This is a genomic window from Serratia proteamaculans (genome assembly GCF_013337185.1).
GTDB classification, from domain to species: Bacteria; Pseudomonadota; Gammaproteobacteria; order Enterobacterales; family Enterobacteriaceae; genus Serratia; species Serratia proteamaculans_D.
In genome coordinates this window covers 888,872-906,620 of record NZ_SWDE01000001.1, presented here as the reverse complement: position 1 = coordinate 906,620, position 17,749 = coordinate 888,872, and the positions used below count along the sequence as shown (strand labels likewise).

Annotated in this window: 17 protein-coding genes; 7 read left to right on the top strand and 10 right to left on the bottom strand. The window is 55.4% G+C overall.

The window, feature by feature from the left end:
- Window positions 1-55: 55 nt before the first annotated feature.
- The 4 genes from FCL49_RS04210 (at window position 56) to htpX (ending at window position 4,582) form a co-directional block, all read left to right on the top strand.
- Entirely contained in the window at window positions 56-553 is a 498-nt protein-coding gene (locus tag FCL49_RS04210) for a GAF domain-containing protein (protein ID WP_174352545.1), read from the top strand.
- A gap of 95 nt (window positions 554-648) precedes the next feature.
- On the top strand, window positions 649-1,359 hold the full coding sequence (proQ, locus tag FCL49_RS04205; protein ID WP_012144854.1) for an RNA chaperone ProQ: 711 nt from the start codon (window positions 649-651) through the stop codon (window positions 1,357-1,359).
- Between the two features lie 19 nt (window positions 1,360-1,378).
- On the top strand, window positions 1,379-3,415 hold the full coding sequence (gene prc, locus FCL49_RS04200; protein ID WP_174352544.1) for a carboxy terminal-processing peptidase: 2,037 nt from the start codon (window positions 1,379-1,381) through the stop codon (window positions 3,413-3,415).
- 288 nt (window positions 3,416-3,703) lie between these two features.
- The gene (gene htpX / locus FCL49_RS04195) at window positions 3,704-4,582 is read left to right on the top strand and encodes a protease HtpX (RefSeq protein ID WP_012144856.1); all 879 of its coding nucleotides are present in this window, start codon (window positions 3,704-3,706) and stop codon (window positions 4,580-4,582) included.
- Between the two features lie 48 nt (window positions 4,583-4,630).
- Here the strand turns inward: htpX and FCL49_RS04190 are convergent, their stop codons facing one another.
- Window positions 4,631-6,025 carry an MFS transporter gene (locus FCL49_RS04190; RefSeq protein ID WP_174352543.1) on the bottom strand — a complete coding sequence of 465 codons (1,395 nt, stop codon included), beginning with the start codon at window positions 6,023-6,025 and terminating at the stop codon, window positions 4,631-4,633.
- A gap of 233 nt (window positions 6,026-6,258) precedes the next feature.
- On the opposite strand from FCL49_RS04190, the gene kdgR reads away from it, so the two are divergent.
- Window positions 6,259-7,050 (top strand): DNA-binding transcriptional regulator KdgR, encoded by a 792-nt coding sequence (gene kdgR / locus FCL49_RS04185; RefSeq protein WP_174352542.1) that lies wholly within the window; start codon window positions 6,259-6,261, stop codon window positions 7,048-7,050.
- Between the two features lie 127 nt (window positions 7,051-7,177).
- On the opposite strand, the gene FCL49_RS04180 is transcribed toward kdgR, so the two are convergent.
- The 4 genes from FCL49_RS04180 to FCL49_RS04165 form a co-directional block, all read right to left on the bottom strand.
- On the bottom strand, window positions 7,178-8,569 hold the full coding sequence (locus FCL49_RS04180) for an L-cystine transporter (RefSeq protein ID WP_174352541.1): 1,392 nt from the start codon (window positions 8,567-8,569) through the stop codon (window positions 7,178-7,180).
- A gap of 184 nt (window positions 8,570-8,753) precedes the next feature.
- On the bottom strand, window positions 8,754-9,302 hold the full coding sequence (locus FCL49_RS04175) for a metal-dependent hydrolase (protein WP_037422530.1): 549 nt from the start codon (window positions 9,300-9,302) through the stop codon (window positions 8,754-8,756).
- 394 nt (window positions 9,303-9,696) lie between these two features.
- Window positions 9,697-10,362, bottom strand: a complete 666-nt coding sequence (gene hxpB, locus FCL49_RS04170; protein WP_174352540.1) for a hexitol phosphatase HxpB — start codon at window positions 10,360-10,362, stop codon at window positions 9,697-9,699.
- A 65-nt stretch (window positions 10,363-10,427) separates the two neighbouring features.
- Window positions 10,428-11,708, bottom strand: a complete 1,281-nt coding sequence (locus FCL49_RS04165; RefSeq protein WP_174352539.1) for an HdeD family acid-resistance protein — start codon at window positions 11,706-11,708, stop codon at window positions 10,428-10,430.
- A gap of 195 nt (window positions 11,709-11,903) precedes the next feature.
- Here FCL49_RS04165 and FCL49_RS04160 point away from each other — a divergent pair, with 195 nt between their 5' ends.
- Window positions 11,904-12,464 carry a YniB family protein gene (locus tag FCL49_RS04160; protein ID WP_174352538.1) on the top strand — a complete coding sequence of 187 codons (561 nt, stop codon included), beginning with the start codon at window positions 11,904-11,906 and terminating at the stop codon, window positions 12,462-12,464.
- A gap of 55 nt (window positions 12,465-12,519) precedes the next feature.
- Here the strand turns inward: FCL49_RS04160 and FCL49_RS04155 are convergent, their stop codons facing one another.
- Window positions 12,520-13,380, bottom strand: coding sequence for a fructosamine kinase family protein (locus FCL49_RS04155; RefSeq protein WP_174352537.1), 861 nt, complete (start codon window positions 13,378-13,380; stop codon window positions 12,520-12,522).
- A gap of 264 nt (window positions 13,381-13,644) precedes the next feature.
- On the opposite strand from FCL49_RS04155, the gene FCL49_RS04150 reads away from it, so the two are divergent.
- Entirely contained in the window at window positions 13,645-14,094 is a 450-nt protein-coding gene (locus FCL49_RS04150; protein WP_174352536.1) for a GNAT family N-acetyltransferase, read from the top strand.
- A gap of 38 nt (window positions 14,095-14,132) precedes the next feature.
- On the opposite strand, the gene FCL49_RS04145 is transcribed toward FCL49_RS04150, so the two are convergent.
- From FCL49_RS04145 to FCL49_RS04130, 4 genes are read right to left on the bottom strand one after another with little or no spacing between them, the layout of a single operon-like run.
- Window positions 14,133-14,993: a metal ABC transporter permease gene (locus FCL49_RS04145; RefSeq protein WP_174352535.1), complete on the bottom strand. Its 861-nt coding sequence runs from the start codon at window positions 14,991-14,993 to the stop codon at window positions 14,133-14,135.
- Entirely contained in the window at window positions 14,993-15,853 is an 861-nt protein-coding gene (gene yfeC, locus FCL49_RS04140) for an iron/manganese ABC transporter permease subunit YfeC (RefSeq protein WP_153860691.1), read from the bottom strand. The genes FCL49_RS04145 and yfeC overlap by 1 nt, the downstream gene beginning before the upstream one ends.
- Window positions 15,853-16,743 (bottom strand): manganese/iron ABC transporter ATP-binding protein, encoded by an 891-nt coding sequence (locus FCL49_RS04135; protein ID WP_012144868.1) that lies wholly within the window; start codon window positions 16,741-16,743, stop codon window positions 15,853-15,855. The genes yfeC and FCL49_RS04135 overlap by 1 nt, the downstream gene beginning before the upstream one ends.
- Window positions 16,740-17,684 carry a metal ABC transporter substrate-binding protein gene (locus FCL49_RS04130; protein ID WP_254611020.1) on the bottom strand — a complete coding sequence of 315 codons (945 nt, stop codon included), beginning with the start codon at window positions 17,682-17,684 and terminating at the stop codon, window positions 16,740-16,742. Before FCL49_RS04130 ends, FCL49_RS04135 begins: the two co-directional genes overlap by 4 nt.
- Window positions 17,685-17,749 lie beyond the last annotated feature (65 nt).

The window sequence follows — 17,749 nt, the reverse complement described above, 5'->3', positions numbered from 1 at the left end:
TATAGGGCTTAAGACTTGGGCTAGTGGCCTTCTTCACTGTATTAATGGTTAACACATGACAAAAGAACAATTCTACGCGGAATTAAAACGTGATTTGTGCGCGCTTCTCGACGGGGAAACCAACTTTATCGCTGCGTTGTCCAACGCCAGTGCGCTGATCAACGAGCGCCTTGACGACGTCAACTGGGTCGGCTTTTACCTGATGGACGGCGCTCAACTGGTGCTGGGTCCATTCCAGGGGAAAATCGCCTGTGTGCGTATTCCGGTTGGCAAAGGTGTGTGTGGCAGCGCGGTGGCAGAAAATCGCGTGCAGCGCGTTGGCGATGTCCATGAGTTCCCAGGTCATATCGCCTGTGACGCGGCCAGTAATGCAGAAATTGTGCTGCCGCTCAACGTTGGCGGTCAGATTATCGGCGTTCTCGATATCGACAGCACAGTTTATCAACGTTTCGACGAACAGGACGAAAGGGGCCTGGAAGCAGTGGTGGCGGGGCTTTGCGCGCAGCTGGAACAGTGTGATAGTGCGAAATATGTCACTGTAACGGCAAGTTGATCTACGGTTAACGTGGCATTTACCGATGGCGTCATTATAATGACGCCTGTTCATGCCTGCGCTGGTTGGCAAACCCGTTGTAATCAGGAAATTTCATGGAAAATCAACCTAAGTTGAACTCTAGTAAAGAAGTCATTGCTTTTCTTGCCGAGCGTTTTCCGCTCTGCTTTAGCGCCGAGGGCGAAGCTCGCCCGTTGAAAATCGGTATTTTTCAGGATCTGGTCGAGCGTGTTCAGGGGGAAGAAAACCTAAGCAAAACGCAATTGCGTTCTGCACTGCGCCTGTACACCTCAAGCTGGCGTTACCTGTACGGCGTCAAAGTTGGCGCTCAACGCGTTGATTTGGACGGCAACCCGTGCGGTGAGCTGGAACAGCAGCATGTCGATCATGCCCGTCAACAGCTTGAAGAAGCAAAAGCGCGAGTTCAGGCACAGCGTGCCGAGCAAAACGCCAAAAAACGTGAAGCTGCCGGTGAATCAGCCGCTGCGGAACCTCGTCGTCCACGTCCAGCCGGTAAAAAACCTGCTGCACGTCGTGAAGGCGGAGCCGCTCCGGAGAACCGCAAGCCGCGCCCACAAACTCGCCCACAGCCCGCTCGCCAACCTCGTGAAGTCAAAGAGGAAAGCCAGCAGCGTCGTGTGCCAGTCACGGATATCTCTAAACTGCAAATTGGCCAGGAAATCAAAGTCAGAGCAGGCCAGAGTGCGATGGATGCAACCGTACTTGAAATCGCCAAAGATGGCGTACGTGTGCAGCTCTCTTCCGGTCTGGCGATGATTGTGCGCGCAGAACACTTGCAGTTCTGATACGGAGGCCAACCAAGGCATGAACAAATTTGTCAGATTAACAGCAGTCGCGGGTCTGTTGTGGGCGGGTGTCAGTTACGGAGCGGAACCAGCCAACATCCGCATCGATCAACTGCCTCAGCTGCAGCAGGAACCGCAACATGCAACGGTGAGTGAGCGCGTAACTTCGCGCTTCACTCGCTCTCATTACCGCCAGTTTGCCCTCGACGCGGACTTTTCAGGCAAGATCTTCGATCGTTACCTGAATATGCTGGACTACAGCCATAACGTGCTGCTGGCCTCCGACGTGGCGCAATTCGCCAACAAGCGTAATCAGCTGGGCGAAGAGCTGAAAAGCGGTAAGCTGGACACGCCATACGCGCTGTACAATCTGGCGCAGAAACGCCGTTTTGAGCGTTACACCTATGCTTTGTCGCTGCTGGAAAAGCCAATGAGCTTCACCGGCAACGACACTATCGATCTCGACCGCAGCAAAGCGCCGTGGCCGAAAGACAAGGCCGAACTGGACGCACTGTGGAACGCGAAAGTCAAATATGACGAGCTGAACCTCAAGCTGACCGGCAAGACCGACAAGGAAATCCGTGAAACGCTGACCAAGCGCTATCAGTTTGCTATCAAGCGGCTGACGCAAAGCAACAGCGAAGACGTTTTCCAGCTGGCGATGAATGCCTTTGCGCATGAAATCGACCCGCATACCAACTATCTCTCCCCACGTAATACCGAACAGTTCAACACCGAGATGAGCCTTTCCCTGGAAGGTATCGGTGCGGTATTGCAGATGGATGACGATTACACCCTGATCAACTCCATGGTGCCGGGTGGCCCGGCGGCGAAGAGCAAGGCGATCACCGTGGGTGACCGTATTGTCGGTGTTGGTCAGGCGGGAAAACCGATGGTCGATGTGATCGGCTGGCGTCTGGACGACGTGGTTTCCCTGATTAAAGGGCCGAAGGGCAGCAAGGTGCGCCTGGAGATCCTGCCGGCCGGCAAGGGTACTAAAACCCGAGTGGTCACCTTGACCCGTGAGCGTATCCGTCTGGAAGACCGCGCGGTGAAAATGACCATCAAGACCGTCGGTAAAGAGAAGGTCGCGGTGATGGATATCCCGGGCTTCTACGTGGGTCTGACCGATGATGTGAAAGTTCAGCTGCAGAAGATGGCCAAGCAGAACGTCAAGAGCCTGATCATCGACCTGCGCACCAACGGCGGCGGTGCACTGACAGAAGCGGTATCGCTGTCAGGCCTGTTCATTCCGAGCGGCCCGGTAGTCCAGGTGCGTGACAACAACGGTAAAGTGCGTGAAGACGCGGACACCGACGGCGTGACCTATTACAAGGGGCCGCTGGTGGTGCTGGTTGACCGTTTCAGCGCCTCGGCTTCCGAGATCTTTGCCGCGGCAATGCAGGACTATGGTCGCGCGCTGATTGTCGGTGAACCGACCTTCGGTAAAGGTACCGTGCAACAGTACCGCTCGCTGAACCGTATTTACGATCAGATGCTGCGTCCGGAATGGCCGGCATTGGGTTCGGTGCAATACACCATTCAGAAGTTCTACCGCGTTAACGGCGGCAGTACCCAACGTAAGGGTGTTACCCCGGATATTCTGATGCCGAGCGGCGTCGATCCGGCGGAAACCGGTGAAGCGTTTGAAGATAACGCCATGCCGTGGGACAGCATCAATGCAGCGACCTACACCAAAACCGGTGATATGAAGCCGTTTGAACCTGAACTGCTCAAGGATCATGAACAGCGTATCGCCAAGGATCCGGAGTTCCAGTACATCGCGCAGGATATCGCTCATTACAAGGCACTGAAGGACAAGCGTAACATCGTCTCACTCAACCTGGTTCAGCGCGAGAAAGAGAACCACGATGATGACGCTACCCGCCTGCAACGTGTTAATGATCGTCTGCAGCGCGCCGGTAAAAAGCCGCTGAAGGCTCTGGAAGATTTGCCGAAGGATTACCAGGAACCTGACCCATACCTGGATGAAACCGTGCATATCGCACTGGATCTGGCGCATCTTGATCAGGCGCAGCCAGCGGCAGCGAAATAACGCAGCCGAGTACCAGCAAATGAAAAGCGCACCTTCGGGTGCGTTTTTTTATGGGCGCGCCTAAGGCATTGAATAGCCCACATCGTTAATTTTACGCAAAAAAATACCGACCGTTTTGCGCAACAGTCGTTTACAATTTGAAAAGTATTGCCTGAGCGCCGTTTTTGTAAAGTTTCGTATTTTTAGTAGGTTAATGGCGTGCAACTCTTGAAACTGTGACGAATGCCCATACCATCTAGGGTATCCGAGGCAGCGTTTTGTTAACATTTATGAGGAAGTAAACATTTTATGATGCGTATAGCTCTGTTCCTGCTCACCAACCTGGCGGTGATGTTGGTTTTCGGGCTGGTGCTCAGCCTGACAGGAATCCAATCCAGTAGCGTTCAGGGCCTGATGATCATGGCCGGTCTGTTTGGTTTCGGCGGCTCGTTTGTCTCACTGCTGATGTCCAAATGGATGGCGCTGCGCTCCGTCGGCGGGGAAGTGATTGAACAGCCGCGTAACGAGACCGAAAACTGGCTGCTGGAAACGGTACGCCGTCAGTCGCAGCAGGCAGGCATTGCCATGCCGCAGGTGGCTATTTATCACGCACCGGACATCAACGCCTTCGCCACCGGTGCGCGCCGTAATGCGTCACTGGTTGCCGTCAGCACCGGCTTGCTGCAAAGCATGAGCCGCGATGAGGCGGAAGCGGTTATTGCTCACGAAATCAGCCACGTTGCCAATGGTGATATGGTCACCATGACGCTGATTCAGGGCATCGTGAACACCTTCGTGATCTTCATCTCTCGTCTGATCGCACAGGCCGCCGCCGGCTTCCTGGGCAACCGTGACGGCGAAGGGGAAGGCAACGGCAACCCGATGATCTATTTCGGCGTGTCGATGGTTCTGGAGCTGGTATTCGGCATCCTGGCCAGCATTATCACCATGTGGTTCTCACGTCATCGTGAGTTCTATGCCGACGCAGGCTCCGCCAAACTGGTGGGCCGCGAGAAGATGATCGCCGCACTGCAACGGCTGAAAACCAGCTATGAGCCGCAGGAAGCGGGCAACATGATGGCGTTCTGCATCAACGGCAAGTCCAAGTCGTTCAGCGAACTGTTCATGTCGCACCCGCCGCTCGATAAACGTATCGAAGCGCTGCGTTCAGGTCAGTATCTGAAGTAACCTTCAGAAAGTAAAAAACCCCGGCTCGCCGGGGTTTTTTTATGTCCGTTATTTGGCTTGCTGACTGCTTGGCTCCGGTTGCGCGCGCGGTTGGGTAATGCGCAGGCTGCTGACCGCTGCCGCCAATGTGGCGAAGGTACCGGCCAGAATCAATGAGGCATGAGTGCCGGAAGTGGGGAACAGGTTGAACATTAATGCCACCAGCGCGGCTCCCGAGGTCTGTCCCAATAGGCGGGCGGTGCCCAGCATGCCGCTGGCACCCCCGCTGCGGTTGCGCGGGGCGGCGGAAATAATGGTGTGGTTATTCGGTGACTGAAACAGCCCAAAACCGGCACCGCACAGCACCATGCGCCAGATGATATCCAGGTCTGAAGGGTTTTGCGGCAGCAGGGCCAACAGGAACAGGCCCAGTGCAAACACCGCCAGACCGATACAGCCTAATAACCCGGCATGAATACGCTCAACCAGGCGTCCTGCAAGCGGTGCCATGACGATAATCGCCAAAGGCCATGGCGTCAGCAGCAACCCGGTGGCGACCTCGTCACGGCCCAAGGTGCTTTGCAGAAAGAACGGCAACGAGACCATCGCCAACATCTGGGCGGCGAATGAACAAATCGAAGTGCCCATCGACAGTGCAAAAATAGGGATGCGCAGCAAGTCCACCGGCAGCAGTGGGAATTCCTGTCGCAGTTGGCGGCGAACAAAGAAGAAGCCAATCACCAGCAGCGCGGCGATTTCGCTGAATATCAGCGTCAGGCTTTGGCCCTGGGCAAAGCCGCTGATGGCGGTGATCAGCAGCCCGAAGGTCAGGGCATTCATTACCGCGCTGGTTGGATCAAAGCGCTGATTAGTGCTTTTTTGGCTGTTGCCGGGCAGATACTTCATCCCCAGCAACAACGCGACGATACCAATCGGCAGGTTAATCGCAAACAGCCATTGCCAGGAGGCAACCGACAGGATCGCCGCCGCTACCGTCGGCCCGGCTGCTGAGGAAAAGGCGACAATCAGTGAATTGATCCCCATACCGCGGCCGAGAAACCGTTGCGGATAGATAATGCGGATCAACGCGGTGTTGACGCTCATGATCGCGGCGGCGCCAAAGCCTTGCAGCACGCGGGCAATGGTCAGCGTCGTCAGCGAGTCGGACAGGGCGCAGAACAGCGAGGTAATGCTGAACACCAACAGACCGGCCTGATAGATGCGACGATAACCAATCAGGTCACCGAGCGAGGCCAACGACAGCAGCGAAATGGTGATCGCCAACTGGTAGGCATTAACCACCCAGATGGAGCTGGCCGGGCTGGCATTCAGATCGCGCGCGATGGTCGGCAGTGCCACGTTGGCAATCGCTCCATCGAGCACCGAAACGGTGATGCCCAGGGCAATGGCGAGGATGGCCCCATAGCGTTGTGGGACGGGCAGGCCGTCAGTACAAGAACGCATGTTGATCTCGAGGGTATTAATTCGGGGGAGTATTACCATGCTAATCATATTCGTCTGCGATTGCATCCACAGATTCCCGCTCAATTGTAATAACCGATGAGAGCTAAGCGCTCAATTCGTTCCTTCTCAGGCATTTATCCCCAGGGCAGATTGCGTGCTTTCCGCGGTACCGCGTATACTGAAACTCGTGTTCAAATTTCTTAAAACAGAAAATGCCGGGTAGGATATTGACTATGGTTAACGCAGACTCAGATAAACAACCGGATGCGGTTTCATCCGTGCTGAAGGTATTTGGTATCTTGCAGGCGCTGGGCGAAGAACGTGAGATTGGCATAACCGAGCTTTCCCAGCGGGTGATGATGTCCAAGAGCACCGTCTACCGTTTTCTGCAGACCATGAAGTCATTGGGCTATGTTTCGCAGGAGGGCGAGTCGGAGAAATACGCGCTCACGCTCAAGCTGTTTGAACTGGGAGCCAAGTCGCTGCAAAGCGTCGATCTGATCCGCAGCGCCGATATCCAGATGCGCGAGCTGTCGAACCACACCCGCGAAGCTATTCACCTCGGGGCGCTGGATGAAGACAGTATTGTCTATATCCATAAAATCGACGCCATGTATAACCTGCGTATGTATTCGCGCATTGGTCGTCGCAACCCGCTGCACAGCACGGCGATCGGTAAAGTGCTGTTAGCCTGGCGTGACCGAGATGAAGTGGCGCAAATCCTGTCAAAAATTGAGTTTATCCGCAGCACCCCGAACACTCTGACCGATGCCGCGGCGTTGATGTCGTTGCTGGAGCAGGTGCGTGAGCAGGGGGTGGGCGAAGACATCGAAGAGCAGGAAGAAGGGTTGCGCTGCATTGCGGTGCCGGTGTTTGACCGCTTTGGCGTGGTCACCGCCGGCCTGAGCATCTCCTTCCCGTCCATTCGCTACTCGGAAGAGGCCAAAGCCGATTACGTCAAACGTCTGCATAGCGCCGCCCGCAACATTTCCGAGCAAATGGGTTACCACGACTATCCTTTCTGATCCCATCGATTGCCATCAAGGCGCTGCCATTCACCGGTAGCGCCTTTTTTGTTTTAGATTTAGCGGCTTTTCAGACGTAAAAAAACCGGGGCCTGCTTCAGCCCCGGTTTTTTAATGCCGACGAAATTTACTGGTGAGCCAGTTCCACTTCGTCTTCGCTGTCCATAATGGACTTGTCAGTCTGTTTCATCAGTTGGCTGGTGACGGTACCGGCGGTCATGGAACCGCTAACGTTCAGCGCGGTACGGCCCATGTCGATCAGCGGTTCAACCGAAATCAGCAGGGCGACCAGCGTGACCGGCAGGCCCAGTGCCGGCAGCACAATCAGCGCGGCGAAGGTTGCGCCGCCACCCACACCGGCAACACCGGCGGAGCTGATGGTGACGATACCCACCAGCGTGGCGATCCACAGCGGATCCAGCGGGTTGATACCAACGGTAGGGGCCACCATCACCGCCAGCATCGCCGGGTAGAGACCGGCACAACCGTTCTGGCCGATTGTTGCGCCGAACGACGCCGAGAAGCTGGCGATCGATTCAGGTATACCCAGACGACGGGTTTGTGCTTCCACATTCAGCGGAATGCTGGCGGCGCTGGAGCGGCTGGTAAAGGCAAAGGTGATCACCGGCCAGACTTTGCGGAAGAACTTCGCCGGGTTAACGCCGGTGAAGGCCAGCAGCACCGCGTGCACGCCAAACATGATGGCCAGGCCGAGGTAAGAGGCCACCACGAAGCTGCCGAGTTTGACGATGTCGTGGATGTTGGAACCGGCCACCACTTTGGTCATTAACGCCAGGACGCCGTACGGGGTCAGTTTCATGACCAGACGCACCAGCTTCATCACCCAGGCTTGCAGGGTGTCGATAGCGACCAGTACGCGTTGGCCTTTTTCTTTATCGTCTTTCAGCAACTGCAGCGAAGCCACACCCAGGAAGGCGGCGAAGATCACCACGCTGATGATCGAAGTTGGACTGGCGCCGGTCAGATCGGCAAACGGGTTTTTCGGCACAAACGACAGCACCAGTTGCGGTACGGTCAGGTCAGCTACCTTACCGACGTAGTTGCTCTGAATAGCCGCCATGCGCGCGCTTTCCTGCGTGCCCTGCACCAGACCTTCTGCGGTAAGACCGAACAGGTTGGTGACCAGCACGCCCACCAGTGCAGCGATCATCGTGGTGAACAGCAGGGTGCCTATCGTCAGGAAGCTGATTTTTCCCAATGAAGAGGCGTTGTGCAGCTTGGCGACGGCGCTCAGGATCGAGGCGAACACCAGCGGCATAACAATCATTTGCAGCAGTTGCACATAGCCGTTGCCGACAATGTTGAACCAGCTGATGGACTCTTTCAGTACCGGGTTATCGGAGCCGTAAACCAGTTGTAGTGCCAGACCGAACACCACACCCATTGCCAGACCGACCAGTACCTTTTTCGCCAGGCTCCATTGCTTATGGCGGGTTTGCGCCAACAGCAAAAGGAGGGCGACAAAAATCACCACGTTAATAACCAGCGGAAGATTCATCCCCAATGTCTCCAATTATTTTTTCTTATATAAAAATGGCTATGCACCAAGGCCTAGCGATACTAAATATCGTAACAGTTTGCGTAACGGCTCACTTATATCCAAATGGAATTTGATATAACTTTGTTGGCTGATTTGTTTAATTAATAACCCTTCCGGATATTAAATGGCCGTTTTTATGTGATCACAGTCTGATATTTTTTATTTGTTCAAAATAGGACTGCACAGGAATGGTGCAACCGCCTTGCCAGTAGATAGCGAAAGCGACCAGACACAGGCACAGAGCGCGCTCGAGTTGGTTGCCTTTCTGAGAATTTAGCAACGGCAGGCGAAAACGCCAGCGACAGGGCCAAAGCAAGGGCACGCCGGCGGGGGTGAGCATATCTGCCAACAGGTGACTGAAGTAACCGATAATCATCGCATGCAGAACATCCGGCGGGATCGGCCAACTGCGTGGGACATCAAGCTGGAACAGTGCCATGCCGCCGGCGATCGCCAACAGGCTATGAGTAAAACCACGATGGCCGAAGGCACGGGAGATTGGAATGGCGATCCAGCGCAGGCGCTGACCCAACACCGATTTGGGGTGATCGATATCCGGCAGCAACGAAGTCAGCAGCGCAGCGGGGATAATATGCCACCAGTCGCCGGTAGCCAGCTCTGGTGTCACCTCGGCCTTCTTGGCGAAAATCGCGCAAGCGACAGAGAAAATAAGATGTCCTTCCGCGGTCATACTGCAGTTCCAGCTGATAAACTGTTAATTTATCCAGTATATGGGAAAATTCCCAGTAGTGGAAGCAGTTACCCTGTAACCAATTGTTTATTTTATACGGTTTTACAACGGCTTGTTATGGTCAATGCTAAAGGGTTATGTGTTTTTGATCCGGCAAGGCTGATGGAGGAAGAAAGCTCCGGGCGACAGGATCAGGTTGCGTGGCAGTGACAGCCTGTACCGATCGCCCGGCGCTTTCTTATCGCCCTAGCATAGAGAGAGCGGCAGACTAACTCAATATAAATGAAATAACGTTTTATTTATTTTATGACGCAATGCGCGATTTTGAAATTAAGCGCTGATGGGGCTTGAAGGGGGGAGTCATGGCACCGGGAGCAGACCGATGCCGTGAAGATTACGCCAGGTGATCAGGTGTCAGCTGTTCCAGCGTTTCGAGCTTATGGTCGGCCAATGCCCAGCGCGGATCGTCGCGATATTCGTGCGCCGGGATAACAATCGAACGCATTCTGGCGGCCTTGGTGGCTATCATGCCGTTGAATGAGTCTTCCAGAGTGATACAGCGCAGTGGATCACTGCCGAGGCGCTCGGCGGCAATCAGATACACTTCGGGGTGTGGCTTGCTGTAAGGCAGATATTCGGCGGAAACCAATTGGTCAAAGTAGCCTTCAAGGCCAAACATCTGCAGCACCTGCTGTTGCATGTGCAGCGGCGAAGCGGAGGCCAGGCCGATATTCAGATCCAGACTGCGGCACAGTTCCAGCGCCTGGTGTACGCCCGGCAACAGCGGTTGTTTTTCACGTACCAGCTCAATGGCGCGTTCGATAATCCGCGCTGAGACTTCCTCTTGCGAAACCCCTTGCCACGGCATGGCCTGGTACCACATTTTCACCACCAGATCGATGCGCAGACCCAGGGTATCCGGTAACTTGTGACGATCGGACAAATCCAGCCCCAGTGCGCCAAAGATATCCAGTTCCGCCTGTAGCCACAGGGGTTCTGAATCGATCAATAAACCATCCATATCAAAAATAGCGGTTTCAATGCGTTGCGAATAGGCCATTAGCGGTTAACTCCTTGCCGGCGCCGGTGAATGTGGCAAACACTTTATCATCGCTGACGGTGAGACTAAAACTTTTGCCTGCGAGGCTGAGCCCGGCCAAAACGCAGGATACGCCACACTTCCCGCAGCTTTAACCACCAGCGCTGATGTTGGCGCTCGGTGACCTGCTGTAGCATGCGCGCATAGTCCAGCACCAACCCCGGTGTCCAGGTCATGCTTTCGCCACGGCTGCGCAACACCGCCAGCATCCACAGGTTGGGATCGAGCACCAGCAACAGAAAACGGCGCCACAGATGCTTATCGCCCAGTACGCCTTCCAGCGCGCTGTCGAGTGCCCGAATCACGGTGGTGGAACAGTTGCGACGGGTCAGGTTATAGGTGGTGTCCTGCTGATAGCGTTGCCAGAAAGCGCGCAGCGCTGTCGGGTTATAGCGGTGAAACTGGATTTTTTTATCCGGTGGACACCAGGTCGCTACCTCTTGTTGCAGGCTCGGCAAAAAACGCCCGTCGACGTTGTTCTGTTCGCCGGAATGCAGCAACTGGCGAAAATCCTGTGCGGAGTGGCTGATATCGTTAAGCGGATAGTGGCTAATATATACATCCGGATCCAGCGCCAGAGCAGCATGACCGGTGGAGATATTACCGCCACCGTCGACTGCGGCGATGTAACGATCGACGATATAACGTCGGCGCGCGTCTTTTGCCGAACCTATTGGCGTCCAGACGTACAGGCTGAGCGGGGTAGTGTCATGCGTCCATTGGGGAGCGGACTGATCTTGATTCTGATTCAGAGAAAAGCTCTCCAGTCGTCGTGCAATACGCAGCAGCGCCCAACCGGAAAGCAGGATCATCACGCCGAGGCAAAAGGGCACCGTCATGCGGTGTGGTGCCGGCCAGCCAATAAAAATCATCAGCGAAAGCAGAATTTCACCGCTGCCCGCCAGCGCTACCGGCTTCCAGCGGCTGTGCTGGATCACCGTGGAGGAGGCGATACGTACTGCGCCGTCAAGCAACAGCGCGCTGCCAAATACCAGCGTGGCGACGATATTATCGTCTGCGGGCACGTCGAGAGTCAAAAAAGCCATAAAGATAAAGCCCAGGCCTTTCAACAGTACCGGTCTGCTGGCGGAAGAACCTATTACCAGCGCGGCGGAAATAGCCACCAGCCCCTCCAGTGCCAATATGACGGCCAAGGCATCTAACGCCAGCACCGAACGACCATCCTGCAGAATGTCGAACAGCATCAGCATGCCCACGCAAATCCACAACCAGCCGAACAGCATCAGCAGGCGGCGCTGGCCGTGCAGCGCCTGTGCACCCAACAATAAGATAATCAGCCGGATCATGGTGGCCCCTGTCTAAACGGATTGATTTAACTATATAACTATTTAATGGTAACGCGCGGATGTCGTTAAGCTGTTGATTTCGGATAATCCCGGCTACGCTTGTAGCACAGTCACAGTGAAGAAAACGGTGGGCGAGTTTCAGTAACTACAGGTAGACTTAGCCAATTACGGTTACGTCGCTTACAAGGGGAACACATGACGTATCAACAGGCTGGGCGCATCGCCATTATCAAACGTATTCTGGGCTGGGTGGTTTTTATCCCTGCGTTGCTTTCAACGTTGATCTCAATGTTGATGTTTGTTTATCAGCACAGCGAAAAGACTAAAGGCATCAATGCGGTAATGCTGGATTTTGTCCACGTGATGGTCGATATGGTGCGCTTCAATACGCCGTTCCTGAATATCTTCTGGTATAACTCGCCGGTCCCGGACGTCGAAAAAAGCCTGTTCAGCGGCGCTAATTTCATGTTTATCGTGATTTATATTCTGATTTTTGTCGGGCTGGCGCTGCAGGCTTCAGGTGCGCGCATGTCACGCCAGGTGAAATTTATTCGCGAAGGCCTGGAAGACCAGATGATCCTCGAGCAGGCCAAGGGCGGCGAGGGGCACACCCGTGCGCAGTTGGAAGAACGTATTACGTTGCCGCACCACACCATTTTTCTGCAATACTTCCCGCTGTACATTTTACCGGTGGTGATCGCGGTGATCGCCTGGTTTGTCATCAAGCTGCTCGGCCAACTGGCCGGCTCGGCTTGAGGTGAGAGAGAGTTGAAATCAAGGCGCTGGGTTCAGCGCCTTGATTTTATCGCGGCTAGGAATGCAGTAGTGCTTCCACCGCGCGTTGGGCCTTGACCAGATGCTGGCCACCAAACAGATTGCTGCGGTTGAGCAGGTAATACAGCTGATACAGCGGCTGACGTTCGATAAATCCATTCTCCAGGGGCCAGACGCTCTGGTAACCGTCATAAATCTGCGGCGGCAGCTCCGGATACAGCGGCAGCATCGCCAAATCGCACTCTCTGTCGCCCCAATAGCAGGCCGGATCAAACAGCAAGGGGCCGTTGGCGGTTAAAGCGCAGTTGGCCGGCCATAAATCGCCATGTAACAGTGAAGGCTGCGGCTGATGGTGCTGCAGGCGGAGATACACCGCGTCAACAATCTCATCAATATCCCCGAAGGTCATGCCTTTCTCTGCCGCCATCTGCAACTGCCAGCCAATACGCTGCTCGGCAAAAAACTCTGACCAGCGGCGCTGCCAGGCATTGGGTTGCGGGGTGGTGGACAAATCGTTGTCGAAGTCGAGACCGAACTGTGGCTGTTCGCTCCATTTGTGCAGATGAGCCAGTTGTTGGCCAAGACAGTAGGCGCCGTGGGCATCAAAGGGTTTCAGGGGTTGGTATTCCAGCAGCAGGAAGCTGTAGTCGCGATCGCTGCCGACGCCGTAAACCTGCGGAACCCGCACCGTTTTACTGCGGGCAAGTAACTCCAACTGGTCGGCCTCGGCGGTAAAAATGGGCAACAGTTCCCGGGCATCGCATTTGACAAACACCTGGTGGTCACCGTAACTCACACGCCATGCCGGGTGAATATCGCCCCCGGGCAGTTCGGTTCTTTCGCGGATTTCTGCGCTGCCAAGATGTTCACTTAACAGACGGCTAACGGCTTGCCACATGGTACACCCCCTCTGTGTTGCCTGCGAATTCATTAGGTTAGCGTCTTTAGCCTGAAGAAAACACGACCTGGCGCACAGCTGGCACCAACAACTGGCGATTTTCTCGCCACTCGTGTTTGCTCAAAGTATATACGCTATTGATTAATTTAAGTACGGCGCATGTTGCAACTTGCTGGGGGGAGAGCGATGTTTATCAGGCCAGCTGCGGCTGAGGCAAGGGGGCGTTTTTATCATGTCTTTTATTATCAATGAGATGAGAAATTAATGGATCAAAACCAGCAGTGGCAGCGCGGTGAATACCGGATCAACAGCGATAAAAGTGAATTAAATGTCGCCTTTACCCACGCGTTTTTGACCACCTCGACCTGGGCGAGTGGCATTTCGCTGGCGACGGTGCAGCTGTCCATCGACAACAGCCTGTGTTTTGGTTTGTATCACCGGCAACAGCAGATGGGTTTTGCCCGTCTGGTGACGGATTACACCACTTTCGGCTACCTGTGCGATGTATTTGTCTCTCCGGATTATCAGGGGCAGGGGTTAGCGCGTTGGCTGATGGATTGCACGTTGGAACACCCTGTGTTGCAACGGCTACGACGAATTATGCTGGTGACCGGTACCGCGCCGTGGCTGTATCAAAAAGTGGGTTATGAAGCGGTGAATCGTGAGGATTTTGTCTGGCACATTGTCCGGCCGGATATTTATCGGCAGCAGTAAAACCAGGCGGCGGTGCTCATTGGGCACCGCCGCCGGTTTCAAGACTTGGCGTTGATTAAGCTCTTTTCGTGACGTTGTAACGGCCTGAACTTGCTGTAGAGCAGGGCGACCACAAACAGCATCGCCTGGACGATCACAATGCAGGGGCCGGTGGCCCCGTCGATGTGGAAGCTGATCAAGGTGCCGAGCACGCAGGAGAATACCGATACCACCGTGGCGACCATCAGCATGCGATCAAAGCTGCGGCACAGCATAAAGGCAATAATGCCCGGTGCGATCAGCATCGCAATCACCAGAATCACCCCGACCGCCTGCAGCGAAGCGACAATGGTCAGCGCCAACAGGCACAATAACCCGTAGTGCAACAGCTTCACCGGCAGGCCAATCACCCTGGCATGGTTGGGATCGAAACAGTAGAGCATCAGATCCTTGCGTTTGAGCAGCACCACCAACAGGGTAATACCGGCCATCAGCAGCGTCTGTTTCAGTTCGGCATCGGTAATACCCAGCATATTGCCGAACAGAATGTGGCTCAGATGCTGATCGGTATCGACGCGTGAAAACAACACCAGCCCAAAGGCGAACATGCCGGAGAACACGATGCCCATCACCGTATCCTCTTTCACCCGACTGTTTTCTTTCAGGTATCCGGTGGCGACCGCACAGAAAATACCGGAGAAAAACGCGCCGATCACCACCGGGATACCGAGCACAAACGCCAGCACAATGCCGGGCAGCACCGCATGCGAAATGGCATCGCCCATCAGTGACCAGCCCTTGAGTACCAGATAACAGGACAGCACCGCACAGACCACGCCGGTGACGATAGCGGCCAGGATCGCCCGCTGCATAAACGGATAGGCGAAGGGTTCGCTGAGCAGTTGATACAGAGTTTCCATCAGTGGCCTCCGGTCTGTTCACGCGCTACGCGGCGTTTGGATGCCAGCAGACCGTGCTTGGGGGCGAAGAAAAAGGCAGCCAGGAACACCAGCGTCTGCAGGGTCACGATCACCCCACCGGTTGCGCCGTCGAGGAAGAAGCTCAGGTAGGCCCCGAAGCCGCTGGTCAATGCGCCGATCGCGATGGCAATGATCACCAGCCGACTGAAACGGTCGGTCAGCAGATAGGCGGTTGCCCCCGGCGTGATGACCATGGCGATCACCAAAATCGCGCCGACGGTTTGTAATGCCGCTACGGTACAGGCGCTGAGCAGGGTGAAGAACAGGATCTTCAGCCGCAGCGGCGACAGTCCGATCGACACTGCGTGGTTTTCGTCAAAGAACACCGCCAGCAGATCTTTCCACACCAGGCACAGGATCAGCAGCGATACGCCGATGATAATCTCGACCTGCAACACGTCTTCATCGGCAATACCGAGAATATTGCCGAAGATAATCGACTGCACGTTAACCGAGGTGGGATTGAGCGAAACGATCAGCAGGCCGACGGCGAAGAAGGTGGAAAAGATAAAGCCGATAATCGCGTCTTCACGCAGGCGAGTGACGTGGCGGACCAGCGTCATGGCCAGTGCGGCCAGCATGCCGGTAAAGAAGGCACCGGCGGCGTAGGGCAGGCCCAGCGCATAGGCACCGGCAACACCAGGCACCACCGAGTGCGACAGCGCGTCTCCCATCAGCGACCAGCCTTTCAGCATCAGGTAGGCCGACAGGAACGCGCAGGCGGCGCCGACGATGGCGCTGACCCAGATAGCCTTGACCATGTAGTTGTAACTGAAGGGTTGCAGCAGAAGTTCCAGCATCAGGGTTGTTTCTCCTTTGGCTGGCTTTGCGCCGGCGGGTCACTCTTGGTATGGCCGTAGAACACCGCCGGGCGCTCGTCATCGGTCAACACCGTCAGGGTGCGCGGGTCGTTGTCGTCGTGCAGGTCCGGGCCGGACAGGTTGATATGGCGCAGTACGCCGCCGAATGCCTGTTCCAGGTTGCTTTGGGTAAAGGTAGTTTCAGTCGGCCCTGCGGCCAGCACCGTACGGTTAATCAGGATCACCCGATCGCAAAACTCTGGCACGCTGCCCAGATTATGGGTGGAAACCAGGATCAGGTGGCCTTCATCGCGCAACGCGCGCAGCAGATCAATAATGGCATTCTCGGTTTTGACGTCGACGCCGGTAAAGGGCTCGTCCAGCAGCAGAACGGTGCCTTGCTGAGCCAGCGCCCGCGCCAGAAAGACGCGTTTTTTCTGCCCGCCGGAAAGTTCGCCGATCTGACGGGTGCGCAGTTCGCTCAGGCCAACGCGCTCCAGCGCCTTATCGACCCGCAACCGGTCTTCCTTTGAAGGAATACGCAGGAAGTTCATCTTGCCGTAGCGGCCCATCATCACTACGTCTTCCACCAACACCGGGAAATTCCAGTCAACCTCTTCGGTTTGCGGGACGTAGGCAATCACGTTTTTCTTCAGCGCCTGCGCGACCGGCTGCTCGTTGAGCTGTACACGGCCGCTGGTGGGTCTGACCAGCCCCATAATGCTTTTGAACAGGGTCGACTTACCGCTGCCGTTGACGCCAACCAGCGCGCAGATGGCACCGCCGCTCAGGGTGAAACTGGCGTTGTGGATCGCGGTATGGCCGTTGTTGTAGGTGACGGTAACGTCGTCCACGCTCAATTCAGGGCGGACAAAAACCTCGGTGGTCATTGATCAAATCCTTTGGCAATGGTTTGTACGGTGACATTGAGCAGGTCGATATAAGTTGGCACCGGGCCACCCTCAGCAGACAGTGAATCGACATACAGCACGCCGCCGTATTTTGCGCCGGTCTCTTTGGCGACCTGTTTGGCCGGCTTGTCGGAAATGGTACTTTCGCTGAAGACCACCGGGATGTGGTTGGCACGCACGGCGTCGATCACCCGGCGAACCTGCTGCGGTGAGCCTTGCTCATCGGCGTTGATTGGCCACAGATAGACTTCTTTCAACTGATAGTCTTTTGCCAGATAGCTGAAGGCACCTTCACTGGTCACCAACCAACGCTGGGCTGCTGGGATGCGTGCCAGACGTTCGCGCAGCGGTGCGTCCAATGCGGCAATTTTGGCGGCATAGGCTTTGGCATTGCGGTTATAGGTTTCAGCATTGGCCGGGTCGTGTTGCACCAGTGCCTTACGGATGTTTTCGATATATACCAGCGCGTTGCTGGCAGACATCCAGGCGTGCGGATTCGGGTTGCCGTTATAAGGGCCTTCGCGGATCGGCAGTGGGGTGATGCCTTCGGTGACTACCGCGGCAGGCACCTGTTTGATGTTCTCAAAAAAACGCTGGAACCAGCGTTCCAGATTCATGCCGTTCCACAGGATCAGGTCGGCGTGCTGTGCCTTGACGATATCGCGCGGCGTTGGCTGATAATCATGGATTTCCGCGCCCGGCTTGGTGATTGACTCCACCACGGCGGCGTCACCGGCCACGTTCTGGGCGATATCCTGAATGATGGTAAAGGTGGTCACCACGCGCAGCTTTTTTTCCGCCAACGCGGCATGGCTGGCGAGGCCGGCGGTCAATAACAGGCACAGCAGGGCGACAGGGCGGAAAATGCCTCTGGACTGACTAATGGCTAGGCGGGGAAAAGCGCGTTGTTTCATAAACATGATGACGTCTCCAAGCTCAAATGAAAATGATTATCAATATCAATTAGAGCAAAGTCAAGCGTCAC